Genomic DNA, 23,657 nt, shown 5'->3' on the forward strand with positions numbered 1-23,657 from the left:
TGGTTCTGTCGCTGATATGGCTCATCCTTTCCTTGCGTTCGGGAATGAATGCCGATTCCCAGAATTGCGTAGGAAGGAGGCCCGTCTTCAGTCCTGTCGCGTACCCCCTCAGCCGAGGCCCTGGGTGTTCTGACGCCCGCCTCGAAGGGAGGATCTGATGCAGGTCCTCACACGCCCCCCGTCGGGCATGCCGGCCCTCGTGCTCAACGCCGACTTCCGGCCGCTCAGCTACTATCCGCTGTCCCTCTGGCCCTGGCAGGAGGTGATCAAGGCGGTGTTCCTGGACCGCGTCGACGTCGTGGCCAGCTACGATCAGGTCGTCCATTCCCCGTCGTTCGAGATGAAGCTGCCCAGCGTCGTGGCGCTGAAGCAGTACGTCCCGCAAGAGCGACCGCCGGCCTTCACCCGCTTCAACCTGTTCCTGCGCGACGCGTTCAGCTGCCAGTACTGCGGCTCCACCGAGGACCTGACGTTCGACCACGTCATCCCGCGGTCGCGGGGCGGCCGCACGACCTGGGAAAACATCGTCACCGCCTGCGCGCCGTGCAATCTCAGCAAGGGCGGCCGAACGCCGCGTGAAGCGGGGATGCAGCCCTATCACAATGCGCGCCGGCCCTCGATGCACGAGCTTCAGGAACGCGGACGGCGCTTCCCGCCGGGTAGGCTCCACATCAGCTGGCTGGATTATCTGTACTGGGACATCGAGCTGGAGGCCTGAGGCGCTTTCTGTCGGCGTCTTCGTGCAACCGGAACCATGGCGGCGGGGTTTTATCTCCGAAGGCTCAAGCCATCGGAGATGAAGCCATGACCGATACCAACAAGGGCGACGACCGCCACTTCACCCACGGCACCGCCGCCTCGACGGCAGACATGGCGCCGGACGGACAGGTGCGCCCCGAGGACAAGTCGTTCGACGCGCCCCACGCGCGCGAGGCGGACGAACCGCTCCGCGAGGGCGAGAAGCACGATCAGCTGGCGGCCAAGGTCGAGACCGCCGAGAACCGCCAGGAAGCGCTTCTGGACGAAGGTCTGGAAGAGAGCTTTCCGGGCAGCGACCCGGTCAGCGTGAAGCGGATCACCTGAAGGTTCGTCAGCGGGCCGGAAAACGGCGCGAGGCGCGCTCGGCGAAGCTCACAGCGGCCGATGCGCCTCGCGCTGGTTCGAAGGTGGCGCGCTGGCGACGACGCCGGCGCCGGTCCAGCGCGGCGAGCTGCGCGAAGGTGAGGTGGCCGTGCTCGCGCGCGGCCTTCCGCACCTGCTCGATCATGCTTGCTCCATACACAGCGAAGACGCCCGCCGCGTCCGCCAGCCAGTCAGAGATGCTCGCGCTGCGGTGGCCAAACAGCTGAGCCACCTCGATCGCCGCGCCTAGAACGAGGGCGGCGATGGCGAGGTCGCTGCGCCGGCTGCGCGGAAACCCGAGAAACGCGATGGCCAGCAGACCGCCGAACGCGATGGCGTGGGCGCTCTTGTCGGTGAGCCCGAAGATCTTCTCCGCGCCCTGGAACGGGCCCAGCGTCAGAACCGCGACCGCCAACGATCCGGCGACCAGCACCAAGCGCGCCGCGGATACGATGTGGGTGGGCCCGAGCATGGGCGATCTCCGAAAGACGTCCATGCTTTAAGGGCCAACATCGCGCCAAGCGGTGAACGGACAGGGTTAGCGAGCCGTCACCAGACCAAGGCCTGCGCCGGCCGGTCCCTATTTCGGCGTGGCCTGCGCCTTGCGCTTGGCCTCCGCGGCGGCCTTGTCGGCCTCGTCCTTGGCTTTTTTCCACGCCTGATAGGTCTCGAGATAGGGCTGGCGGCGCAGCACCTTCGAAGCCGGATCGACGATCACCGGCGTGGCGTCGCCGACCCTCAGGCGTCCCGCGCCGCCGGTCATCGGAACCGTGATCACCCTATCGCCGACCTTGACATCGACCGGCATCGGGAACGGCTTGTCCTTGGGCGTCTTCCACGCCAGCACCAGATCGGCGCCGTCGCGGGACTGCAAAAGCTCAGGCTGCTGGGCTTCGTAGAGATAGACGTCGAAGAACCAGCCGTAGTCCGCGCCAGTCACCTGGTTGACGATCTTGATGAACGCCGGCGTGCTCAGATAGCGCGGCGAGAAGTTGCCCGGCTTGGGATCGGGCGTGCCATAGACGGCGGTGCGCGTGATCTTGAAGAAGGCCTCGTCGCTCACCAGCGCCCGCAGCGTGTGCAGCACGTTGGCGGCCTTGTAGTAGATGTCGTTCCCGGGACCGCGCTCGCCGTTATAGACCTCGTCTTCCTTCAAGGCGCGGCCAGAGACGATCGGGAAGCGGTTCTTGGTGTCGACCCGCATCTGGTTCAGGCGCGCCATATATTCCATGTCGCCGTGCAGCCATTGCGAGAACAGCGGTTGCATGTAGGTGCCGAAGCCCTCGTGCAGCCACATGTCGTCATTGTCGGCGTTGGTGAGTTGGTTGCGGAACCACTCGTGGGCGAACTCGTGCTGCAGCAGCCAGTCGAAGCCGTAGACGTCCTTGCGGTACTCGTTGCCGTAGGCGTTGAACGTCTGGTGCTCCATGCCCAGGTGCGGGGTCTCGACCACGCCCATCTTCTCGTCGCGAAACGGGTAGGGACCGATCATCTGCTCGTAGAAGTCCAGCATCGGCGTGAATTCTGCGAACAGAGCCTTGGCCTTTTCGGCGCGGCCCTTCAGGTGCCAGAACGACATCGGGAAGCTGTCGCCGTAGCGGCTCTTGTAGGACGCGGTGAGTTCCTCGTAGGGGCCGACATCCAGGGCGATGGCGTAGGTGTTGGGGGTCTTGGCCCGCCAGTTATAGGTGCGCCAGCCGTCCTTTTCGGTCATGCCTAGGAACACGCCATTGGCCGGCGCGACCAGCGGGGCGGGCACGGTGATGTGCAGGTCGACCAGCCTGGGCTCGCCGGTCGGGTAGTCGATGCACGGCCAGAAGAGGTCGCAGCCGTCGCCCTGAACGGCCGTGGCGATCCAGGGTTCGCCGGTCTCGGTCTTGCTCCAGACAAAGCCGCCGTCCCAGGGCGCGCGCTTGGCCTCCAGCGGAACGCCCGCATAGGCGATCGCCACCGTCACCGCCTTACCCTTGGTGACGCGTCGGGGCAGCGTGATCGTCATCCGCCCTTCGGGATTGGTCCAGGCCGAGGGCTTCAGCGCCTTGCCGTCGATCGTCAGCTTGCTGATCGCGAACACGCGGTCGAAGTCGAGGACCAGCTTGTCCAGCGGTGACTTGGCGGTGAAGGTCAGGGTCGCTTCGCCCTCGATGGCCTTCTTGTCTGGGAAGATCTTGAACTTCAGGTCGGCGTGATCGAAGGCCAGGGCCTGTTGCTCCGACGGCATGGGGCCGCCGGTTTCCAGCGACAGCGGGCTGGTCTTCAAGGGCTCGGCGGCCAGGGCGCTCGTCGCGGTCGACAGGGCGAGCAACGACGCGGCGCAGGCGGCCAGGGCGCGAATACGGACGGACAAGGCGGGCGACTCCCGAAGGCGAAGATCTTGGGGCGCATCGGTAGGCGCGGCCGCGGGCGGCGCCAAGCGCCGGGGCGCGTAACGCCTAAATCTTCTCGCTGATCTTGATGGCCGCCCGGCAACCGGCTTGGATCACGGCGCTCAGCAGCGGATAGCCCGGCGCCTCGCGGGCGCCTTCCTCGACGGCCAGGTCTCGGTGGGCCAGCTCGTCGTCGCGGAACTGGGAGAGTTCGGCGGCCAGTTCGGGATCGCGATCCCGCAGCTCGGTGATCTGGCCGGCATAGTGCTTCTCGATCACCGACTCGACCGCCTCCGTGCAGGCGTGGGCGGCCTTGTCGCCCATCAAGGCGGTGCCGGCGCCGAGCGCGAAGGCCGCCGCCCGCCAGACCGGCGACATCAGGGTCGGGCGGACGCCCTTCTCGGTCAGCAGGTCGTTGAAGCGGGTCAGGTGGACCTGTTCGTGGCCCTCCATCTCCTTCAGCTGTTCGGCGATCCGCTCGCGGCCGGGCGCGTGACGCATCACGGCCGCCTGGCCGCGATAGATATGCACCGCCGCGAGTTCGCCAGCCTGGTCGACGCGCAGGATTTCACCCAGGCGAGTCTTCTGGGCGCCCATGCCAGGGCGCGGGGGCGTGGGCTTGCTCATGCGGCGGCTCCCGACTTGCGCAGCGCCGCCAGCACGGACCAGACGGCGAGTTTCAGCGAAACCAGAACGTTCCAGCCGGCCATCGACAGGCCCAGGAACACCCAGGCGGCCTTGTCGCAGGCCGGCGCCTTGATCTTGGCGGTCCCCTTCAGCATCGCCTCCAGGTCGGAGACACCGGCGTAGCCGACGCCGGAGCAGGACGCGGGCCCCGGCCACCACTTCCACTCCGCTCCGGCGTGATAGGTCGCCAGGCCCGCCCCGTAGAGGAACAGGCCGCCCAGCAGCAGGTTGGCCGGCAGGCGCAGGCGCGGCCACAGCGGCGTGCGTTGCAGGCCCCAAGCGATCAGCCCCACCGTTCCGGCGACCCAGTAGACCTCGCGCTGCTTGAGGCAGAGATGGCATGGGGCGAGGCCGCCGAAGCGCTCGAACGCGTGGGCGATCGCCAGCATCAGCGCGCTTGCCAGCACGGCCAGCAGCGGCCAGTGGCGCGTGACGAGGTCGTAAAGCCTCGCTAGCGGGCCGCCCGCGTGATCGCCGCTACCGTCATTGCTCATGCCACGCACGCTCCGCCGTGTCCGCCTCCGCCGATGAAATGGCTCGCGGTCAGGCCAATGACAATGAGGGCGATCAAGATTCCGGCGAACAGGGCCAGGCGACGCTCGACCACCGGCAGCAGGGTGGGGCCGAACTTCTTGATGATGAAAGCCACCAGGAAGAACCGCGCGCCACGCGTCGCGGCCGAGGCGGCGATGAAGATCGGGAAGCTGAAGGCCGCCAGGCCCGAGGCGATCGTGACCAGCTTGTAGGGAATCGGCGTCAGGCCCTTGGCCAGGATCACCCAGACGCCATACTTGCCGTACCAGCACTGGAACTGTTCCAGGCCGCCCGCGTGTCCGGTCGCCGCCATCATCCACAGGCCGAAGTCCTGGAGGAAGTAGCCGATCGCATAGCCGAGGACGCCGCCCAGCACAGACGCGATCGTGCAGATCAGGGCGTAGCGCCACGCCTTCTCGGGCTTGGCCAGGCACATCGGCGCCAGCATCACGTCCGGCGGGATCGGGAAGAACGAGCTTTCCGCGAAGGAGACCGCAAAGAGGCTGATCGGGGCGTGGCGGGACGCGGCCATGCCCATGACCCAGTCGTAGAGGCGACGCAGCATGCGAACTCCGAGGAAGGTGAGAGCCCGTAGCTAAAGCGAGATCGACGAAAGTGTAAGGGGTTTTGACGCCGACCTCGCCGCGGAGCGAGGGAACGCTCTGATTGCGGCGGCTCGGACGCGCGTAGGGCGCTCTTGTCCCAAGGAATGGGCGCGCGCGGATCTGCGTCCACGCGCGCCACTTGGCCCTAGAACTTCAGCGCCAGCGAGACGCTGTAGTTGCGGCCGGGCTGGCTATAGGCGTCCTTGACGGCGGAGCTGTCGGCCAGGCCGCGCATGTCGCTCCACCACCAATACTTTTCATCGGTCAGGTTGAAGACGCCGGCGCGCACCGTCACCGCGTCCGTGACCGCCCACCATCCGGTCAGGTCCGCGACCGTGAACGAGGGCGGCATGAAGCAATTGTTGGCCGAGCTGCCGCCTGTCCCCGCACAGGTCACGCCGGCGCGGCCGGCGGACTTCCGGTCGGAATGGATCAGGCTGAGCTCCCCGCCAAAACGCCCAGACGGCGCGCGATAGTTGACGCCGCCGGTGATCTTGACCGGATCGATCGAGGCCAGCGGCGCGTTGACGCCATTGGTCTTGGACGAGCCCCGCGCGTAGGCGATCGCCGCCTTGGCCGTGAAGCCTGCGCCCAGATCGAACGATCCCTTGGCCTCGGCGCCGCTGATCTTTACCGCCGACAGGTTGATGTACTGGTAGACGGCGGGGGTGGCGGCGGTGAAGTTCCCCGACACCTGCACCTGCTCGATGAAGTCGTCGTACTTGCCGGTGAAGCCGGTAACGGCCACGCGCCAGCGATCGCGATGCAGGCGGAAGCCGCCCTCCAGCGTCCGGCTGGTCTCGGGCTTGAGCTCGGGGTTCGAGATCGACCTATAGTTCGACACGAGGTTGGCGAAGCCGGTGTTGACCTGCGACGGGGAGGGGGCCTTGAAGCCTGCCGCGAGATTGGCGAACAGCGTCACCAGCTCGGTCGCGTCCCAGACGACGCCGATCTTGGGGCTCAGGTGGGTGTCGCTCTGGCCGGCCGCCGCCGTCGTGAACAGCGGATCGGCCTTCGGGTCCAGCTTGTAGTAGTCGAAGCGGACGGCGGGGTAGATCGTCACCGGACCCGCCGTGATCTCGTCCTGCACGTAGAGACCGCCCAGGGTGAAGTCCGTGGTCGGGAAGGCCTTGCCGGGGAAGGTCTCGCCGGCGGGCGGGACCGTGCCGTCGCGTGTGCCCTGTTGGCGGGTGATCGAGCCGTCGCCGCCCCAGACGACCTCATGCTGGAAGGCGCCCGTCTCGAGGCGGCTGTGAAGCTCCACACCTGCGCCGAACACGCGGTTATTGAAGGTCGCGTCGCGCGTTCGGTCGGCGGCGGTGTTTCGATCTTCCGCCGAGAACTGGCGGGTCTTGCTGCGTTGCCAGTAAAGCGTGGTCTGGGCGGCTTCGATCAGGCCATGGCCGCCGTCGAAGCGGTGGTCCAGGCTGACGCGGTCGCGCTTCAACCGGTCGAAGGCGGTCAGGCCCAGGACGCTGGTCGAGGCCAGCGGCGGCTTGGCGATCGCCGACAGCACCGTCCAGTCCACGTCGCGATCCAGGTGGTCCACCGTCAGGCGGAAGCGGTTGTGGTCGTCCGGGCTGTAGATGAGCTTGCCAAGGACAGCGTTGGACTTGTTGTCCTCGGGGTTGGCGGTCGTGCGGTCGGTGTTGGCCGAGTCGTTTTTCCCCGCCGTCTTCTGACCTTCGCCGTCCCGGCGGGTATAGGCCAGCAGGCCCTCCCAGCGATCGCTACGGCCCGCCAGCACCAGGCTCTCGCTCCAGCTTTCGTCGGCCGAGGCGTAAGCGACTCGCGCGCGGCCGGCGACATTCTGGCCGGGCTTGAGGATGTCCGCGGGATCCTTGGTGATGAAGCTGACCGAGCCGGCCAGCCCATCGGCGCCATAGAGGGCGGAGGCTGGGCCGCGCACGATCTCCACGGACTTCAGGAGGTCGAGGTCTACATAGTCGCCGCGTCCGGTCGACTGAGCGCCGAACGCGAAGCCGTCCGGCACGCGCACGCCGTCGACCACGATCAGCACGCGATTGCCTTCCAGGCCGCGAATGTTGAAGCCGGCGTTCCCGTCGCGCCCGGTGGAGGCGCCGGCGGCCGTGAAGCGGGCGGGGGCGGTGCGGACCGACACCCCAGGCTCGTCGCGGACCAAATCCTTGATGTCCTTGACCAGTCCGTCCTCCATCTCGTCCGACGAGAAGACGCTGACCGTCGCGGGCGCTTTCGACAGCGGCTTTTCCGAGCGCGTTGCGGTGACCGTGACCTTGTCGACCTCGTTGGCGTCGACCGGGGCTGAAGCGTTGTCGGCGGCCCGGGCGGTCGAGGCGAGCAGGGCGGCGGTCGAGGCGGCGGCCAGGGCGGCCAGCTTCAGGCGAGACATCGAGAACCCCTTCGATGGAAATATGCGAACCGTTCGCAATTGAATGGGCGAGGGGTTAGAGCGCGGCCCAAAACCGGTCAAGCTATTTGCGATTGATTCTCAGAACTAATCGCAATATCGGAGTCGCGCCGCGTTCCAGCGGCGCCAGGGATAGCAGCCATGATCCGTTCTCTTCGCGCCGGCCTACTGGGCGGCGCGCTCTTGCTGGGCCTCGCCGCCTCCGCCGCGCAGGCTCACTCGCCCTATCTGCTTCCAAGCGTCTTCGACGCCTCTGACCGCACGCTGGTGACGGTGGAGGGAGCCTTCACCGAAAGCTTCTTCACGCCGGAAGTGGTGATGAAGTCCGACGCCTATGCGGTGATCGGGCCGGACGGCGTCCGCACGCCGCTGGCGCCGACCTATCTGCGCCAGCTGGCCGTCGCCGAGATCGTGACCGACAAACCTGGCACCTACCGCATCACCACGGGCCAGCGGGCGGGACGTGTGGCCAAGGCGGCGCTCGTCGATGGCGACTGGAAGTTCTTCGAGGGCGACAAGGCGCCGGCGGACGCCATCGATATGCAGAGCCTGACGACCGCCGAGGTCTATGTGACGCGCGGCGCGCCCAGCGACGCGGCGCTGGCGCCGATCGGCAGGGGGCTGGAGTTCCGCGCCATCACCCATCCCAGCAAGATCGTCACCGGCCGGGACGCGGTGTTCGAGGTCCTGTTCGACGGCGAGCCCCTGGCGGGGCAGGCGGTGATCCTCAGCGCCGCCGACGACCGCTACGCCGACGCCAAGCCCGCCCCGAAGACCTTCATCGCCGACGCCAAGGGACGGCTGACCCTCAAGGTCGAGCGCTCGGGCGTCTACCAGATCCAGGCTCGACATCGCGTCGCGCCCGCCGGGCCGGGCCAGGCGGGACAGAGCCACACCTACGCCCTGACGTTCGAATCCCTTCGTTGATCCAAGGAAACCTGATGACCATTCGTAACCTCTTCGCCGGTGTCACGCTGGGCGCCGTCATGGTGGCCGGCGGCGCTCACGCCGCCTCCCACGCCCGCGACACCTTTATCCGGGAGCAGGATCAGAACGGCGACGGCGTCGTCACCAAGGAGGAATACGCCGCCACCCGGTCCCTCCAGTTCGCTCGCACCGACACCAATGGCGACGGCATGCTGTCCCAGGCCGAGTACATCGCCGAGTTCAAGGCGCGGTTGGAGAAGACGCTGGCCGGTTCGGATCGTACGTCTGAAAAGAAGGCCGAAGAGCGTGAGCGCCAGATGCGCCAGGCGGACGTTCGCTTCCACGTGCTCGACAGCGACAAGAGCGGGGCGATCTCGCGGGCCGAGTTCGACTATTCCGGATGGCGGATGTTCGTCCATCACGATACCAACGAGGACGGCGTCGTCTCCGCCGCGGACCCGGTGAAGGACAATCAGCAGACCTAGGCGAAAGGCGGCGTGCGGCGTTGGATTTGGACTTTCGACGTTTCGTGGGTATCACCGCCGGCCAAGACACGGGCCAGCGCGCCCGCCTGCAAGCTGGAAGACCATGAGCGACACGCCTCCCGACCGCCTCTCCGTCAATCCTGACAGCCCCTATTACGACGCCGATCTGCTGGAACGCGGCATCGGCATCCGTTTCAAGGGCGTCGAGAAGACGAACGTCGAGGAATACTGCATCAGCGAGAAGTGGGTCCGCGTTGCGGCCGGCAAGACGCTGGACCGCAAGGGCAACCCGATGACCATCAAGCTTCAGGGCGAGGTCGAGGCCTATTTCCGCGACACCGCCGAAGGCTGAGGTCTTGGCGGACGATCCTGACCTGGAGGCCATGGCCCGCGACGAGCTTTCGCGGGCCCTGACCCTGCGCTGGCAGGATCTGCGCGGGGTGGTCCCCTGGGGCGACACCTTCGAGGGGATCTCGCCCGCCGGCCGCTATGTCGAGGTCGAGCGCAGCTACATCTGGGCGGCCGAGCTGGGCGGCGACATCCTGTGCGAAGTCGCCGTCTACGGCGGACCCTCGCGATACGATCAGGGCGCGCGGATCTCGGCGGTGATTCCACGCCCCGCCTAGCCACTTCGCACCCGGTGTTGCGAAGAAAAACACGGGTCTTTCAGATCTGGAGGCATGAGAACGCCCTCCGGGAAGGCGAGAGAGCTATTCTCTGCCCACGGGGCGTGCGAAACTGTGTCTTCGTGAGGGCGTATGACGCGGTCCATTGTGACCGCGGCGGGTCGCGCTCAGATCAAGGCGCGTGCGGGCCCAAACGCCAGGGTCCGGTGAGCGCGCATGGGTTGGCGAAGGCCGCTCCTCCGAGGCGGTCACGCCTGGGAGGACGAAAGGAACGGGATATGACCGCGACGGTCTCTCCGATCACGACGAGCGCCCCTGATGCGCCCGAAGCAGCTGTCAGTCTTTCCGATTATGTGCCCTATCGCCTGGCGACGGCGTCAGCGGCCGTCAGCCGCCTGATCGCGCGGGCCTATGAAGACCGCTTCGGCCTGACCATCCCGCAATGGCGGCTGATGTCGGTGCTGGCCGAGGGCGCCCTGACCCCGCACGCCGCCGTCACCCGGACGGCCATGGACAAGGTGCGTGTCAGCCGTGCGGCCCAGGACCTGGTCGTGCGCCGTCTGGTGGCTCGCACCACGGTGCGTTCCGACCGGCGCTCGCATACGCTGGAACTGACCGCCGCCGGCCGTCGCCTGTTCGCCGAGATCGCGCCCCTGGCCCTGGCCTACGAGGCCACGCTGCTGGCCGGCCTGGCGCCCAGCGAGGTGGCGACCTTCAAGCGCCTGCTGAATCATCTCGAGACCGCCGCCATCCAGCTCGCCGGGGGCGAGACGATCACGCCGCCCTAGCGGCGTAGACCGCGCGGGCGATCGCGCGGGCCAGGCAGTCCGCCGCCGCCGACCCGAGACGCGCGAGCATCGCGGCCCGCTCCGGGCTCTCGCCCAGCGTCGTCGCGCCCGAGGCCAGGGCGAAAACGATGTCGCCGTCGAAGGTCGTGTGTGCCGGCCGGATGGCGCGGCCCATGCCGTCATGGGCCATCATCGCGATGCGCTGCGCCTCGGCCGTGGTTAGGTCAGCGGTGGTCGCCACGATCGCCAGCGTGGTGTTGGCGCCGGGGCGCAGGCGGCCCATGGCCCCAAGCTTGGTGTCATCCGGCATCGGGTCGATCGCCATCGGCATGGCGCCGGGACGACGTCCGCCGAACTCGCCGTCGATCTCGAACGGCCAGGCCCAGAATGTCTCGCCGTCGGGCATATAGACCGAGCCGACGGGATTGGCCGCCACCAGGGCCCCAACGACCAGGCCCTCGCCCAGGTCCAGCGAAGCTGAGCCAAGCCCGCCCTTGACCACGCCCGCCATCGCCCCGCGTCCGGCCCCGACCGAGCCCAGCGGGAAGTCGACGCCGGCCGCCGCGACGGCTTTCATCCCCAGGTCTCGATAGGGCGGGGCCAGGCCCCAGGCCTTGTCGCCGCCGTTGCCCAGGTCGTGCAGCGACGCGGCCGGCACGATCGGAATGGCTGGAGAGCCTGCGGCCAGCTTGACCCCCACGTCGCGGCCCGAGAGGGCGATCGCCGCGCCGTCGGCGGCGCCGAGGCCGAACACCGAGCCGCCCGACAGGCAGATGGCGTGGGCGCGGGAAAAGCTGTTCTCCGGACGCAGGGTGTCGGTCTCCCGAACCGCCGGCCCACCGCCGCGCACGTCCACCGCCGCCGTCCAGGCGTCGGGGCATAGCAGCACCGTCACGCCGGAGCGGACGGCCTCGTCCTCGACGCATCCGACCGTGAGGCCAGGGACGTCGGTGATCAGGTTGCGCGGGCCTGGCTTGAGCATCGGGAATCTCCGTGAGCTTCGATGCTAGACCGGTCGTCGCGAGACTGGAATTCGCCGCCGACGCCTGCTAGGAAGACCACCCTTCGCGTTGCGAAGCCTGCGGGCGTGGTGAAACTGGTAGACGCGCCGGACTCAAAATCCGGTTCCGAAAGGAGTGTCGGTTCGACCCCGACCGCCCGCACCAACTCTGTCTTCCTCTCAAAAGAAGCGTCGGTTTCGGCTTGAAAAAGCCCTGGCGTGACCGCAGCATCGTCGCTGATACCGGTGTCAGTATGCGCATCGGGGAGGAGACGTCATGACCGCGTTCAAGGCCTTCGGCGAGCTTTCGCGACCGATCGGGCGGCGAGTCGTGCTGGGCGGTCTTGGCGCGCTTTCAGCGGGACTAGAAGCCTCCGCCATGGGCCGGCGGCCCCCGCGTGACGCGCCCGATCAGACGCGCTGGACCTTCGATCGCCTGACCAACATCGGCGGCGTCGCTACGACCGTCGAAGGCGACCCGCGCCTGATCGACACGCCCTACGGCAAGGCCGTGCAGTTCGACGGCGTCGATGATCGACTGGTCATCGACCGCCATCCGCTGGCGGGCATGTCCCAGTTCACCTTCGAGGCGCTGTTCCGGCCCGACGGCGGGGTCTTCGCCCAGCGCTGGTTCCATCTCAACGAGGAGGATCCGACGCCCGGCGCGCCGCCTTCCGTCACCCGCATGCTGTTCGAGATCCGCGTGACAGGCGAGGTCTGGAGCCTCGACGCCTTCGCCACGGGGCCGGGGTACAAGCAGACCCTGCTGTTCCAGGACAAGACCTTCCCGGTCGGCCGCTGGTGCTGGGTCGCCCAGAGTTACGACGGCAAGACCTACCGCGCGTTCGTGAACGGCCAGCTGCAGGGCGAGGCCGAGATGGCCTTCACGCCGCAAGGCCAGGGCCGGTCGTCGGTTGGCGCGCGGATGAACAAGATCGACTACTTCAAGGGCGCGGTCCGCGAGGCCCGCTTCACGCCGCGCGCCTTGGCGCCCGAGGCCTTGCTGCGGACCTAGAGACGCCGAGTCGCCGTGACCTGGGCGATCAAGCCCTTGAGCAATGTGCGCCCCTTTGTCCAAGGGCCGTGTCCAGAGTCGACATTGATGTGACCCGCGCGGCCGAGGTCGACGAAGTCCGCGCCCCAGCCGCGGGCGAAGGCTTCGGCGCGGTCGATCTCGACATAGGGATCGTTCCGGCTCGCCACCACGAGGCTGGGGAAGGGCAGGCGCTGGCGCGGGATCGGCGAGAAGCCGACCAGCAGGCGGCCCGCCGGACCTTCGCGATTGACGTCGGCGGGGGCCACGAGCATTGCTCCGCCGACGCCGCGTCCGCCCGTGACCTGGGCGAAGTGGGCGACGAGAGCGCAGCCCAGGCTGTGGGCGACCAGGATGGCGCCCGGCCGCTGGCGCACGGCTTCGGCCAGGCTGATCGTCCAGTCGCCGAGCAGGGGGCGCTCCCAGTCCTGCTGGTCGACCCGTTCGGCGTTGGGCAGCTCGCGCTCCCAATGGGTCTGCCAGTGGTCGGGCCCCGAATTATAGAGGCCAGGCACGATCAGGATCGGCGGACCGTCGGCGTCGTCGCGACGGTGGCGACGCGGCGTTTCGAAGGCGTGCGGGGCGGGGTTCATGATGCGCTCGGGTCAACGGATGGCCGTCGAGCGCACATGGCTCCTTTCGGGGTCTTGGCTCAATTCATATGAATTCAATAGGAATTCAGAAAAGCTGGGGCGAGACCACCGTCTCGCCCGCCGGATCAGCCGATCCTGTCGCCGCGATGCAGCGGGTCGGGCAGGGGATCGCCCGCTTTCACGAACTGCAGCGACACAGAGTTGATGCAGTAGCGAAGCCGCGTCGGCGCCGGGCCGTCCGGGAAGACGTGGCCCTGGTGGCTGTCGCAGCGGGCGCAGCGAGTCTCGATGCGGACCATGCCGTACGACGTGTCGCGCACGCCGATCACATGATCCTCGGCGAAGGGGGCGTAGAAGCTGGGCCAGCCCGTGCCGCTCTCGAACTTGGTCTCGTGCTTGAACAGCGGCAGGCCGCAGAGGCGGCAGCAATAGGCGCCGGGGCTCTTCTCGCCCAGCAGGCCGCCGCAGAACGGGGCTTCGGTGCCGTGGTGCAGGAGAACGCGCGCCTCTTCGGCCGTCAGGTCGGCCTCCAGGCGTTCGCGTTCGGGCTCCGTCGGCGGGGTAAGATCGAAGCCGGCGGTTGAAAGGATGGCTGCGTCTGTCATGACAGCCAATGTAGGCGTTCATCCGCCGAACCGGTAGCTCCAGGAGTGAACATGACCGTCGCCGTCGCCTTTCTGCAGCCAGGCTGGGCCGATTGGGAGGCCGGTCCCGTGCTGGCCCTGCTGCGCGAGCACCTGAAGGTCCAGATCGAGATCGCCACCCCGACCGGCGATCCGGAGACCTCGATCGGCGGGATCCTGGCCGCGGCCGACTACCGTTTCGACGATCCGGTGCTGAGCGACGCCGACCTCTTCATCCTGATCGGTAGCGATGAATGGTCGAAGGGCGAGAACCCGGCGATCACCGCGCTGCTGCGCCAGGCCTTCGCGGACGGCAAGCCGGTGGCGGGCATTTGCGCCGGCACGACGGCCCTCGCGCGCGCGGGCCTGTTCGAGGGGCGCAAGCACACCTCGAACGGCAAGGACTGGCTGGAGGGCGTTGTTCCCGGCTACGCGGGCGCCGAGCACTATGTCGATACGCCCAAGGCGGTCGCCGACGGCAAGGTGGTCAGCGCCTCGGGTCTGGCGCCGACGACCTTCGCTGCGGCCGTGGCGCGCTTGGTGGCGCCGGAGGCCGAGGACATGATCGCCGGCTTCGAGGCGATGTTCGCGCGAGAGTTCTCCTGAGCGGATAAATCTCTCGAAGATTGTAATTCGTCCCGATGCCCGCTAGCTTTTCTGCGCGGGACAGGGGGCGACGACATGGCGGATCCGTTTCCATCCGGACCGGGTTCGGTCGAGGCGGCGGGGCGGCTGAATGTCCGGCGGGACAAGCCGCGGACGACGTCGCGGAAGGTGCGGGTGATCGAAGCCGGAACACGGTTCACGGTCCGCAAGTCGCTCTCGGGGGAGTTGGTCTCGGGCGTCAGCCAATGGTTCGACCTGGGGGGCGGGGAATATGTCTGGGCCGGCGGCTGCCGCGACTTCCAGCCGCTGGTCGAGGAGGACGCCGAACGTCCCGACCGCCGCCAGCTGCATGACTATGCGCCGCCGCGGTTCAAGACCGCCGACGGCGTTCGCCACAAGGTGCAAGGCCGGCGGCCAAACGGGCTCGAGGGGCTGATCGTCCACTTCGACGCCTATCACATCAAGAAGGCCGGAAACGGCGTCGAGGACTCCGACGCCCGGACGCTCGACATGATGCGCTCGGGTCAGGCCAACGGCTTCCACTATGGCGAGATCAGCCGCACCGGCACGATCTTCCTGCCAGAGAACTTCGAGTGGAGCGAGTGGGGCTCGCACGCCGGCGTCAGCGCGTGTCCGGTGACAGGCCGGACGAGCGTGTCGCGCTACTATGTCGGCTTCGAGATGAACAACCCCGGCCGCCTCTACGAGGCGCAGGAGGATGGGGTCTTCTGCCCCTGGTTCAACGCCGTCCGCGACGCCGACGGCAATGTCGTGCTCGACGGGCGGGGGCGCTGCACCCGCAAGTCCGCCCACGACGAATGGTACGCCGCCTCCGAGGTCCGCACCGTGGCGGCCGACGGCAACATCAAGGCCGGGACCTATCTGCCCTACAGCTTCGACCAGTTCGAGTCGCTGACGAACCTGTGCCTGTATCTGGCCAAGACCTTCCCGGCGACGTTCAGCCTGGACCGCGTGTTCGGCCACGACGAGGTCGCGCCGCATCGCAAGAACGACCCGGGCGGAGCCCTAGCCGACCCCGCCCGTCTGATGACCATGGCCGCGTTCCGGGCCTATCTGAAGTCGCTTATCTAAGCGTCGCGGCGGCGGCTCGGGCGACGATCCCGTCCTCGGGCGCGGAGCCGCCGGAGACCCCGATGGCCCCGACGATCTTGCCGTCGACCAGCAGCAGCTCGCCGCCCTCGATCGCCATGGCGCCGGTGAAGATGGCGTTCAATGTGCCGGCCTTCACCGCGTTCTGGAACTCGGAGGTCGGGCGGCGGAAGTTGGCGGCGGTGCGCGCCTTTTTCAGAGCGACTTCCTCCGAGCCGTACTGGGCGCCATCCATTTTCTCGGAGAGGACGACCGCGCCGTTCGACTCGACCACGGTGATGACCATGGACCAGCCGTTCTTTCTCGCCACGGCCTCGGCCGCGGCGACCACCGACTTGGCCTCGGCCAGGGTGATCACCCGGCCGGAATAGGCGGGATGGGGCGCGGGCGGCGGCGGGGCCGTCTGGGCCAGGGCGGGCGCGCCGGCCAGGCAGAGGCCGGCGGCGATCAGCGTCAGGGACTTTCTCATGGCAGCACGACCTCGTCGTTCAGGCGGGTGTTTTGGGGTTGGTTGGCGACGATCCGCACCCGAAGGCCCTGCGCCTTTACGCCCGCGGGGATCTTCAGCTTGACCGCGGCCGTCTTGGGGAGCAGGTCGCGGGGCGCCTTCAGGGCCGGGGTCGCGGCGCTGGCCAGCACCTTGCCCGACGCATCGACCAGTTCGAGCTTGGCCGGCGCGGCGTCCTGGGCGCCCAGGCTATGGACGACGGTGGTGACCGTCGAGCCCTTCACCGTCACGTCCCCACGGCCGACGCCGAGGTCGGCGCGCTTGGCCGGATCGTCGCCGGCCGTCGCGAGCTTCATGTCGATGACCGTCGTCTGCCGCGGGGCCAGAACAACCTGGGTCCCCAGGCTGCGCTCGAAGGCGACCGAACGGCTCTGCGCCGCGCCGTCGATGGTGTCGTCGCCGTTGGCGTCGAGACCTTGCGAGAGCATCCATTGGCCCGGCGCGACGTTCCAGCCGGTCATGGTCGCGATCACCGGCTTGTCGGTGGTGTTGTAGGCGATGACCTTGAAGCCTGTCTTGGTCGCATCCTTGACCAGCAGCGCCACGTCCGTGCCGTCGGCGTTGTCGAAGCGCCACGAGACGACGTGGCCCGGAGTCATCTGGGCGCGCTTGTTGGCGATACCGCCGAGGCGGGTGCGCTGCAGGATGTCTGAGGGCAACTCCACGCGATCGGACCACCAGTGGCCTTCCGTGTGCATGTAAATGTGCTGGGCGTTCCACTGGATCTCGTCGGCGTAGAGATCCTCAAGGAACGTCTTGTCGCCGGTCAGCGACCAGGCGGCGTAGCGCTCGAAGGCGCCGCCCTTGGCCGCGGCCCTGACGAGGGTGTCCTTGTTGGCCGCGCCCAGGTTCATCGCGGTGAGGGCGTTCTCATTGACCGCCGCCAGCGACTTCAGGCCGTTCTTGCCGATCCGCCACTGGATCGGGACCAGGTATTTGGGGTCGCTCGTCAGGCGCCAGGCGGCCCAGAACACCTGGAAGGGACCGTCCGCGCCCGAGCCCTGCAGCACCGTGCCGCCGCGCTCGGCGTCGGTGCGCCAGTTGATCTCGTTGGGGTACGAGCCGTCCTTGGCCACGTGCGCCAGGTAGCCGTCAGCCAGGCCGATCACCGTGTCGCGCGCGGTCGGGTCGCCGTTGTAGTCGCTGATCAGGATCGAGGGGTGGGTGACGCCGAACGAATACGGCTTCTGCCACTCCCACGGACCCTCGCGGTACGAAATCTTGCCGCTGTACCAGTTGGTGTTGAAGTGCACGTGGCCGGCCGGGTTCTTGTCGACGACGCGGGGCAGGGCCTTCACCGTCGTGAACAGCCGCTCGACCGCCAGCGGGTCGCCATAGTTGACGTACATCGCCTCCGAGTTGGAGTTGATGCCCTCCTCGTAGGCGTGCAGCTCGTCGGTCACGATGGTCGAGAGGCCATCGGTGAACATGCCGTTCTTGTAGACCGCGTCGGTCAGGCGGTTCAGCGAGTGGGTGATCTTGTCCGGCTGGACGCCCATCAGGGCCAGGCCTGGCCATTGTTGCAGCAGGTCGGTGTCGTCCGACAGGCCGCCGCCGAAGTCGCCGAAGTCGGCCTGGCGCTCGTCGATCCACCAGTTCACGAACTTGGAGACCAGCTTCAGGTCCTCCAGCTGGCGGAAGGCCCACAGCGGCGTGGCGTCCTTGGGCTTGGGCTGCTCGAAGGCGGGCCAGCCCTGGCTGCCATAGGTGATGTCGCCCCAGTACTCACGGCCGATCTGGTTGTCGGGATCGACGCGCAGCAGGTCGGTGATGTCGGCGTAGAGGCGACGATAGAGGCCCTGGCGCTTGGAGGTGGTGTGCTCCTCCACGAGGAAGGCCCAGTTGTCCTTCACCTGGTTCAGGCGATCCTGGATGTGCTCGACCTTGGCCTTGTCGCGGTCCTTCAGCACGAGGCGGATCTTGGCGCCGTCCAGCGCCTTCGGGCCGAACTCGGCGCTGTCCGCGGCCAGGGTCAGGTACAGGCTGTCGGCCGTCAAGATGCGGTCACGCAGGTCTAGCCAGACGGTGCGGGCCTCGCCGGCCTTCACCGAGACGCTGACGTCGATCATGTTGCGGCCGGGCCAGATCGGGTCCTTCACCTGGATGTTCAGCGGGATGATCGTTCCCGCCGCGCCGGGCAGGGCGGGGATGTCGATCGCTATGCCGTCGAGGCCGTCGCGGGCGTTCTCCCAGCCATAGGCCCAGTTGCGGGCCAGGGGCTTGGCGGCCGGCGCGTCGCCGAAGCCCGACGGGATCAGGATGTGGACGATCGGCAGGCCCTTCGCCGTCAGGTCCGTCGCTGGGCGCGGACGATTGGGGGCGCCCTCGGGGATCGCCACGACGGTGGCGCGCTCGCCCGCCGGATGGCGGCCGGCGATATAGGCGTTGAGGTCGGCGAGGTTAAGGTAGTCCGGCGCGACGTCGGCGCGGACCGTGTAGCTCATCTTGAAGGCGTCCTTCGGCTCTGCGCCGGCCGAGAAGTTGTAGGCCCAGATCTCCTGGATAGGGGTCTCCTGCGCCACATTGGTGAAGGTCAGGACGCCGCCCTTCAGCGGTTGGGCCAGGCTGGTGACCGTGCGTTCCTGGTCCTTGGGGCGGGTCCCGACATCGGCCGTCTTGTCTCCCGTCTTGGCCGCCCATGAGAGCGACCCATAGGCGGGGCCCTGGATCTCGAGACGGTTGATCGGCTCGTCAGGCAGGGTCAGCGTCAGGGCCTTGCCGCCGTCGACATAGACGTTCCAGTCGGGCAGCTGGAAGTAGTCGTCACGGCCGGGCAGGCGCGAGCGGTTGTAGACGCCTGGCCAGGTGGTTTCGGCGATGCCGTCCGTGCCTTTCCACATCCACTCCTTGATGTCCTTTACGTCCGCGAACTCGACCTTGCGGATCGTTGTCTGGGCGTCGGTCAGGACGGGCGGCAGGTCCTTGTTCCAACCGTAGCGCTGCTTCCAGGCGGCATGGACGGCCGGGTCGTCCAGTGTGGCGACCGGCGCGGCCAGCGACGGCGTCTCGTTGCGGGCGAGGGCGGCGATGGCTCCGGCGTCCAGCGCGCGATCGTACACGCGCAGCTCGTCCAGGTCGCCGCCGCGCGTGAAGTTGTAGCGGCTCTGCACCTGGTGCGGAGCGATCACCCGGCCGGCCACGCCGAACTGGTCCAGGCCCGCGTCATAGACCGCCTTCGCCTCCTTCTTGGCCGCCAGCTTGCCGTCGACATAGAGCTGGACGCCGGTGGTCTCGTCCCAGGTGAAGGCCAGGTGCGTCCAGACGTCGGGGGAGGGGTTCTTGTCGACCTTGAACGAGACGCGGGTCCGCGCCAGGCCGTTGTCAGTGACGAAGGCGTCGAAGCCGTGGCCGTTCCAGTCGATGCGCAGGAAGGCCATGTCCCAGCTGGAGTGATCGGCGTAGCCGACGCGGAAGATCACGAACGGCGCGACGCCGACCGGATAGCCCGAGCGCCAGAAGAAAGAGAGGGTGCCGCGCTGGGCCTGGATGTTGCCGGGCGCGTTCCAGGAGACGACGCCGTCGTCGGCGGCGCGAAAGCCCTTGCCGACCTTGCCGTCGATCGGCGTCACCTTGTCGGCGAAATTAGGGATCGGATCGCCTGCCGCGACGTCGGCCACGAGGCCCTTGTCGCCCGAGAGCTTGAACAGAAGGCCCGGCCCGGCCGGCGCAGGGGCGGCGGCCGCCGCATTGGCCAAGATCAGCGCGCAGGCCGAACCCAGGAAAATCGCCTTCATGCAACCGTCTCCTCCGGCTAGCGGATATCCGGCTTTTGGTAACCGGTGTCATTCCGCGCCTCTGATGTAGCGCCGTAAGGGCAGGCTTGCAAACCCGACACGGCCTGATAGGCCATGCTGCAAAGCACAAAAATTACGGGCGGAAGTAGCCGATGTTCAGCAAGATCCTGATCGCCAACCGGGGTGAGATCGCCGTCCGGGTTATCAAGACCTGCCGTCGCCTGGGGATCGCCACCGTGGTGGTCTATTCCGACGCCGACGCCGGCAGCCTGGCGGTCGAGATGGCGGACGAGACGGTGCATATCGGGCCTTCGCCAGCCGCCCAGTCCTACCTCGTCGCCGACAAGATCATCGCCGCCTGCCGGCAGACGGGCGCTCAGGCGATCCATCCGGGCTTCGGCTTCCTGTCCGAGAACGCCGGCTTCGCCCAGCGTTGCGCCGACGAGGGCATCGTGTTCATCGGGCCCAACCCCGGCGCCATCTCGGCCATGGGCGACAAGATCGAGAGCAAGAAGTTCGCGCAAAAGGCCGGCGTCTCCTGCGTGCCCGGGCATATCGGCGAGATCGCCGACACGGCCGAGGCGGTGAAGATCTCCGAGGAGATCGGCTATCCGGTGATGATCAAGGCCTCGGCCGGCGGCGGCGGCAAGGGCATCCGCGTGGCCTGGAGCCGCCAGGACGTCGAGGAAGGCTTCCCGGCCGTGCGCGCCGAGGCCAAGGCCAGCTTCGGCGACGACCGGATCTTCATCGAGAAGTTCATCGAGAGCCCGCGCCACATCGAGATCCAGGTGCTGGGCGACAAGCACGGCAACGTCGTCCATCTGTTCGAGCGGGAATGCTCGATCCAGCGCCGGAACCAGAAGGTCATCGAGGAGGCGCCGTCGCCGCTTCTTGACGAGGCCACGCGTCAAGCCATGGGCGCCCAGGCCGTCGCCCTGGCCAAGGCGGTGAACTATGACTCAGCCGGCACGGTCGAGTTCGTCGCCGGCCAGGACAAGAGCTTCTTCTTCCTGGAGATGAATACCCGCCTGCAGGTCGAGCACCCGGTCACCGAGCTGATCACGGGCCTGGATCTCGTCGAGCAGATGATCCGTTCGGCCTGGGGCGAGAAGCTCGCGTTCGAGCAGAAGGACCTGAAGATCAACGGCTGGGCGATCGAGAGCCGCATCTACGCCGAGGATCCTTACCGCAAGTTCCTGCCCAGCATCGGCCGGCTGGTGCGCTACGACCCGCCGTCGGAAGGGGAGAAGGACGGCTACACGGTCCGCAACGACGCCGGCGTCCGCGAGGGCGACGAGATCTCGATGTACTACGACCCGATGATCTCCAAGCTCTGCACCTGGGCGCCGACGCGTCTGGCCGCCATCGACGGCATGGGCCGGGCGCTGGAGGACTTCCACATCGAGGGCCTGGGCCAGAACATCCCATTCCTGGCCGCCGTGATGGACGAGGACCGCTTCCGCTCGGGCAAGCTGGCGACCAGCTACATCAAGGACGAGTTCCCGGACGGCTTCAACGGCACGGCTCCGACGGCCGCCCAGCTCGACATCCTGACCGCCGTCGGCGCGGCCATGCAGCGCGTCTACGCCGCCCGCGCCCGGTCCTACGCCTCGGGCCTGGTCGCCTCGGCCCCGCGCGACGAATGGGTGGTCTTCGTCGGCCATGCCGAGCGCCGCGTGAAGGTGGCTGGGGAGGGCGATATCACCGTCGCGCTGCTCGACGAGGGGCGCACGCTCACGCTGACCGATATCGACTGGCGTCCGGGCAAGCCGGTGTTCAAGGCCGCGCTCGACGGCAAGGCCTTCACCGTGCAGGCGACGCCCGCCGCCGAGGGCTTCACCATCCGCCACCGCGCCGCCAAGGCCCGCGTGCTGGTCCTGACCCCGCGCTCGGCCGAACTGCATGGCAAGCTCCCCGAGAAGCAGGCCGCCGACACCTCCAAGCTGGTGCTGTCGCCAATGCCGGGCCTGGTGGTTTCGATGGACGTCGCCGCGGGCCAGCAGGTGCGCGAGGGCGAGGTCGTCTGCGTGCTCGAGGCCATGAAGATGCAGAACATCATCCGCGCCGAGCGCGACGGGGTGGTCAAAGCCGTCAACGCCAAGGGCGGCGACCCCGTCGCGGCTGACGAGGTGCTGGTGGAGTTCGCCTGAAGCTGCGCTTAGATTGCCGGCGAGATCGAACGCCGAGTCGGAGCCAAGGCGAGCATGAGCGAACGTAGCGAGTGGGCGGAGCTGTTCCTGTCGTCGAACGGCCGGCTGGCGCGCACGCCGTTCCTGATCGCCGCCGCCGTCCTGCTGGGCGTGGCGGTGCTTTACGAGGCGATCGCCGGCTACACCCTGCACTGGCTGACCGGCTGGGTGGTCTATCCGGCCCTGCTGTTCTCGGGCGCCTGCGTGCTGTCCAAGCGCCTGCACGATCGCGGCCGGTCGGGCTGGTGGTCGCTGCTGATCCTGGTGGCCTTCATCGCCGTGTGGCCGCAGCCCGAGCACTTCCTCGACTTCATGTTCTGCCTGGTCATCGCCTGGGCGGTGGTCGAGCTGGGTGTGATGGGCGGCGAGCAGGGCGCGAACCGCTATGGGCCTAATCCCTTGAAGACGATTTCCATTTGAGGGTTCCTCTCCCTTGGGAGAGGAGGGACCCGCCGCGCAGCGGTGGGAGGTGAGGGAATACGCAGGTTGACGCCTTAAACCCTCACCCTCCCATGCTTTGCATGGGCCCCGCCCTCTCCCGGCGGGAGAGGGTGGCTACAAGGGCGCCGCCGCGTCCTCGACCGGCCCGAACACCTTCACGAAGCTCGCCCTCAGCGCCGCGTCGGCCTCGTCCATGGTGACCGGCAGACCCAGGTCCACCAGGCTGGTCACCCCGTGCTCGGTCTGGCCGCAGGGGACGATGCCCGAGAAGTGCGACAAGTCCGGCTCCACGTTCAGGCTGATCCCGTGGAAGCTGACCCAGCGGCGCAGCTTCACGCCGATCGCGGCGATCTTGTCCTCGCGGCTCCAGCCGGCGCCCTTGCGCTCGACCCAGACGCCGACGCGGCCGTCGCGCAGTTCGCCCGTGACGTTGAAGGCTGCCAGGGCGTCGATGATCCAGGCCTCCAGCGCGGCGACGAAGGCCCGCACGTCGCGGCCGCGCTTGGTCAGGTCCATCATCACATAGGCCACGCGCTGACCGGGGCCGTGATAGGTGAACTGGCCGCCACGGCCGCTCTCGAACACCGGGAAGCGGTCAGGGGCCAGAAGATCGCCCGCCTTGGCCGAGACGCCGGCCGTGTAGAGCGGCGGGTGCTCGAGCAGCCAGACCAGCTCGCCCGCCGTCCCGTCGGCGATGGCTGCGGCGCGCGCCTCCATGGCGGCAACCGCTGCCGGGTAATCGACGTAGTCGGTCGAAACCGCCCACCCGACCGGCGCCGCGTCATCACGCCTCATGCTCGGAAGTCCTGTGTTTTCAGCATTTAACGGCAGCGCAAGCATACGGCCCTAATCTTGCAATTCGGACGCCGCGACCCGGTCGGTCGCGCGTGTCAGTTTCAGGGGCCTTACTTCGTGACTCAGGTCAACGCCGTCAATGTCGAGATTTCCGTGCTTCTGGGCCGCTCGATCCTGCCGATGCAGCAGCTGCTGCGCATGGGCCGCGGCGCGGTGATCCCGCTGGACGCCAAGACCAATGACGAGGTCTGGATCCTGGCCAACAACCACCCGATCGCCCGCGGCGAGATCCAGATCAGCGATGATCGCATCGCCATCCAGGTGACCCGCGCGGCCGACGTCTACGACTACATGGCGGGCGGGGCGTAATTCGTCGCAGGGGAGAAGTTCGCCAGACGCGAACTTCCGACTTCCCAAAGCCGATTCAGTTTGCTACCTGCCGCCCCTCACCACGAGCGGTCGTGGCGGAATTGGTAGACGCGCAGCGTTGAGGTCG

The 23,657-nt window shown here is 67.8% G+C and carries 23 protein-coding genes, 1 tRNA gene and 2 pseudogenes; 14 read left to right on the forward strand and 12 right to left on the reverse strand.

The genetic code is table 11. The features are described 5' to 3' along the window. The first annotated feature begins 154 nt into the window (after positions 1 to 154). Together DI526_RS03685 and DI526_RS03690 are read left to right on the forward strand one after the other, a co-directional pair. Positions 155 to 718 (forward strand): HNH endonuclease, encoded by a 564-nt coding sequence (locus DI526_RS03685; RefSeq protein WP_304274197.1) that lies wholly within the window; start codon positions 155 to 157, stop codon positions 716 to 718. Positions 719 to 804: 86 nt separating this feature from the next. Continuing rightward, the gene (locus DI526_RS03690; RefSeq protein ID WP_304274146.1) at positions 805 to 1,083 is read left to right on the forward strand and encodes a hypothetical protein; all 279 of its coding nucleotides are present in this window, start codon (positions 805 to 807) and stop codon (positions 1,081 to 1,083) included. Between the two features lie 7 nt (positions 1,084 to 1,090). Here the strand turns inward: DI526_RS03690 and DI526_RS03695 are convergent, their stop codons facing one another. The 6 genes from DI526_RS03695 to DI526_RS03720 form a co-directional block, all read right to left on the reverse strand. Continuing rightward, positions 1,091 to 1,594 carry a VanZ family protein gene (locus DI526_RS03695; RefSeq protein WP_304274149.1) on the reverse strand — a complete coding sequence of 168 codons (504 nt, stop codon included), beginning with the start codon at positions 1,592 to 1,594 and terminating at the stop codon, positions 1,091 to 1,093. Positions 1,595 to 1,702: 108 nt separating this feature from the next. Further along, on the reverse strand, positions 1,703 to 3,535 hold the full coding sequence (locus DI526_RS03700; RefSeq protein ID WP_304274151.1) for a M1 family metallopeptidase: 1,833 nt from the start codon (positions 3,533 to 3,535) through the stop codon (positions 1,703 to 1,705). Between the two features lie 19 nt (positions 3,536 to 3,554). Next, positions 3,555 to 4,115, reverse strand: a complete 561-nt coding sequence (locus DI526_RS03705; RefSeq protein ID WP_304274153.1) for a demethoxyubiquinone hydroxylase family protein — start codon at positions 4,113 to 4,115, stop codon at positions 3,555 to 3,557. Then, positions 4,112 to 4,669 carry a disulfide bond formation protein B gene (locus DI526_RS03710; RefSeq protein WP_304274155.1) on the reverse strand — a complete coding sequence of 186 codons (558 nt, stop codon included), beginning with the start codon at positions 4,667 to 4,669 and terminating at the stop codon, positions 4,112 to 4,114. Before DI526_RS03710 ends, DI526_RS03705 begins: the two co-directional genes overlap by 4 nt. Beyond that, positions 4,666 to 5,274: a YqaA family protein gene (locus DI526_RS03715; RefSeq protein ID WP_304274157.1), complete on the reverse strand. Its 609-nt coding sequence runs from the start codon at positions 5,272 to 5,274 to the stop codon at positions 4,666 to 4,668. Before DI526_RS03715 ends, DI526_RS03710 begins: the two co-directional genes overlap by 4 nt. Before the next feature lie 185 nt (positions 5,275 to 5,459). Next, complete coding sequence (locus tag DI526_RS03720; protein ID WP_304274159.1) at positions 5,460 to 7,685, reverse strand: TonB-dependent hemoglobin/transferrin/lactoferrin family receptor; 2,226 nt, start codon at positions 7,683 to 7,685, stop codon at positions 5,460 to 5,462. Positions 7,686 to 7,844: 159 nt separating this feature from the next. Between DI526_RS03720 and DI526_RS03725 the strand changes: the two genes are divergently transcribed. From DI526_RS03725 to DI526_RS03745, 5 genes are all read left to right on the forward strand, one after another. Beyond that, positions 7,845 to 8,630 (forward strand): DUF4198 domain-containing protein, encoded by a 786-nt coding sequence (locus DI526_RS03725; protein WP_304274161.1) that lies wholly within the window; start codon positions 7,845 to 7,847, stop codon positions 8,628 to 8,630. 14 nt (positions 8,631 to 8,644) lie between these two features. Then, the gene (locus DI526_RS03730; protein ID WP_304274164.1) at positions 8,645 to 9,115 is read left to right on the forward strand and encodes a hypothetical protein; all 471 of its coding nucleotides are present in this window, start codon (positions 8,645 to 8,647) and stop codon (positions 9,113 to 9,115) included. A 103-nt stretch (positions 9,116 to 9,218) separates the two neighbouring features. Continuing rightward, entirely contained in the window at positions 9,219 to 9,467 is a 249-nt protein-coding gene (locus DI526_RS03735; protein WP_062099782.1) for a DUF3297 family protein, read from the forward strand. Between the two features lie 31 nt (positions 9,468 to 9,498). Further along, entirely contained in the window at positions 9,499 to 9,741 is a 243-nt protein-coding gene (locus tag DI526_RS03740) for a hypothetical protein (protein ID WP_304274198.1), read from the forward strand. Positions 9,742 to 10,019: 278 nt separating this feature from the next. Continuing rightward, on the forward strand, positions 10,020 to 10,529 hold the full coding sequence (locus DI526_RS03745; protein ID WP_304274169.1) for a MarR family winged helix-turn-helix transcriptional regulator: 510 nt from the start codon (positions 10,020 to 10,022) through the stop codon (positions 10,527 to 10,529). Here DI526_RS03745 and DI526_RS03750 read toward each other — a convergent pair. Next, entirely contained in the window at positions 10,516 to 11,511 is a 996-nt protein-coding gene (locus DI526_RS03750; protein WP_304274172.1) for a P1 family peptidase, read from the reverse strand. The genes DI526_RS03745 and DI526_RS03750 overlap by 14 nt on opposite strands. A 99-nt stretch (positions 11,512 to 11,610) precedes the next feature. Between DI526_RS03750 and DI526_RS03755 the strand changes: the two genes are divergently transcribed. Next, positions 11,611 to 11,695: transfer RNA gene (locus tag DI526_RS03755), tRNA-Leu, on the forward strand. Between the two features lie 111 nt (positions 11,696 to 11,806). After that, positions 11,807 to 12,544 carry a LamG-like jellyroll fold domain-containing protein gene (locus DI526_RS03760; RefSeq protein WP_304274175.1) on the forward strand — a complete coding sequence of 246 codons (738 nt, stop codon included), beginning with the start codon at positions 11,807 to 11,809 and terminating at the stop codon, positions 12,542 to 12,544. On the opposite strand, the gene DI526_RS03765 is transcribed toward DI526_RS03760, so the two are convergent. Both DI526_RS03765 and msrB read right to left on the reverse strand, forming a co-directional pair. Next, positions 12,541 to 13,155, reverse strand: coding sequence for an alpha/beta hydrolase (locus DI526_RS03765; RefSeq protein WP_304274177.1), 615 nt, complete (start codon positions 13,153 to 13,155; stop codon positions 12,541 to 12,543). The two genes, DI526_RS03760 and DI526_RS03765, sit on opposite strands and share 4 nt — an antisense overlap. A gap of 125 nt (positions 13,156 to 13,280) precedes the next feature. Continuing rightward, entirely contained in the window at positions 13,281 to 13,760 is a 480-nt protein-coding gene (gene msrB / locus DI526_RS03770) for a peptide-methionine (R)-S-oxide reductase MsrB (protein WP_304274180.1), read from the reverse strand. 51 nt (positions 13,761 to 13,811) lie between these two features. Here msrB and DI526_RS03775 point away from each other — a divergent pair, with 51 nt between their 5' ends. Beyond that, positions 13,812 to 14,384, forward strand: a complete 573-nt coding sequence (locus DI526_RS03775; protein WP_304274183.1) for a type 1 glutamine amidotransferase family protein — start codon at positions 13,812 to 13,814, stop codon at positions 14,382 to 14,384. Positions 14,385 to 14,459: 75 nt separating this feature from the next. Further along, the gene (locus tag DI526_RS03780; protein ID WP_304274186.1) at positions 14,460 to 15,476 is read left to right on the forward strand and encodes an N-acetylmuramoyl-L-alanine amidase; all 1,017 of its coding nucleotides are present in this window, start codon (positions 14,460 to 14,462) and stop codon (positions 15,474 to 15,476) included. Here DI526_RS03780 and DI526_RS03785 read toward each other — a convergent pair. Together DI526_RS03785 and DI526_RS03790 are read right to left on the reverse strand one after the other, a co-directional pair. Beyond that, positions 15,469 to 15,963 (reverse strand): heme-binding protein, encoded by a 495-nt coding sequence (locus DI526_RS03785; protein ID WP_304274189.1) that lies wholly within the window; start codon positions 15,961 to 15,963, stop codon positions 15,469 to 15,471. The genes DI526_RS03780 and DI526_RS03785 overlap by 8 nt on opposite strands. Then, positions 15,960 to 19,866 (reverse strand): annotated as a pseudogene (locus DI526_RS03790) (LamG-like jellyroll fold domain-containing protein). Before DI526_RS03790 ends, DI526_RS03785 begins: the two are co-directional and overlap by 4 nt. Before the next feature lie 22 nt (positions 19,867 to 19,888). On the opposite strand from DI526_RS03790, the gene DI526_RS03795 reads away from it, so the two are divergent. Then, positions 19,889 to 21,886: an acetyl/propionyl/methylcrotonyl-CoA carboxylase subunit alpha gene (locus DI526_RS03795; RefSeq protein ID WP_304274190.1), complete on the forward strand. Its 1,998-nt coding sequence runs from the start codon at positions 19,889 to 19,891 to the stop codon at positions 21,884 to 21,886. A 54-nt stretch (positions 21,887 to 21,940) separates the two neighbouring features. Continuing rightward, positions 21,941 to 22,345 carry a DUF805 domain-containing protein gene (locus DI526_RS03800; protein WP_304274193.1) on the forward strand — a complete coding sequence of 135 codons (405 nt, stop codon included), beginning with the start codon at positions 21,941 to 21,943 and terminating at the stop codon, positions 22,343 to 22,345. A gap of 135 nt (positions 22,346 to 22,480) precedes the next feature. Here the strand turns inward: DI526_RS03800 and lipB are convergent, their stop codons facing one another. Further along, the gene (gene lipB / locus DI526_RS03805; protein WP_304274195.1) at positions 22,481 to 23,206 is read right to left on the reverse strand and encodes a lipoyl(octanoyl) transferase LipB; all 726 of its coding nucleotides are present in this window, start codon (positions 23,204 to 23,206) and stop codon (positions 22,481 to 22,483) included. Here lipB and DI526_RS03810 point away from each other — a divergent pair. Then, a pseudogene (locus tag DI526_RS03810) lies at positions 23,173 to 23,530 on the forward strand (FliM/FliN family flagellar motor switch protein). The gene lipB and the pseudogene DI526_RS03810 sit on opposite strands and share 34 nt — an antisense overlap. The last annotated feature ends 127 nt before the right edge of the window (positions 23,531 to 23,657 follow it).

It is taken from the genome of Caulobacter segnis, from assembly GCF_003243465.1.
Lineage (GTDB): Bacteria > Pseudomonadota > Alphaproteobacteria > Caulobacterales > Caulobacteraceae > Caulobacter > Caulobacter segnis_A.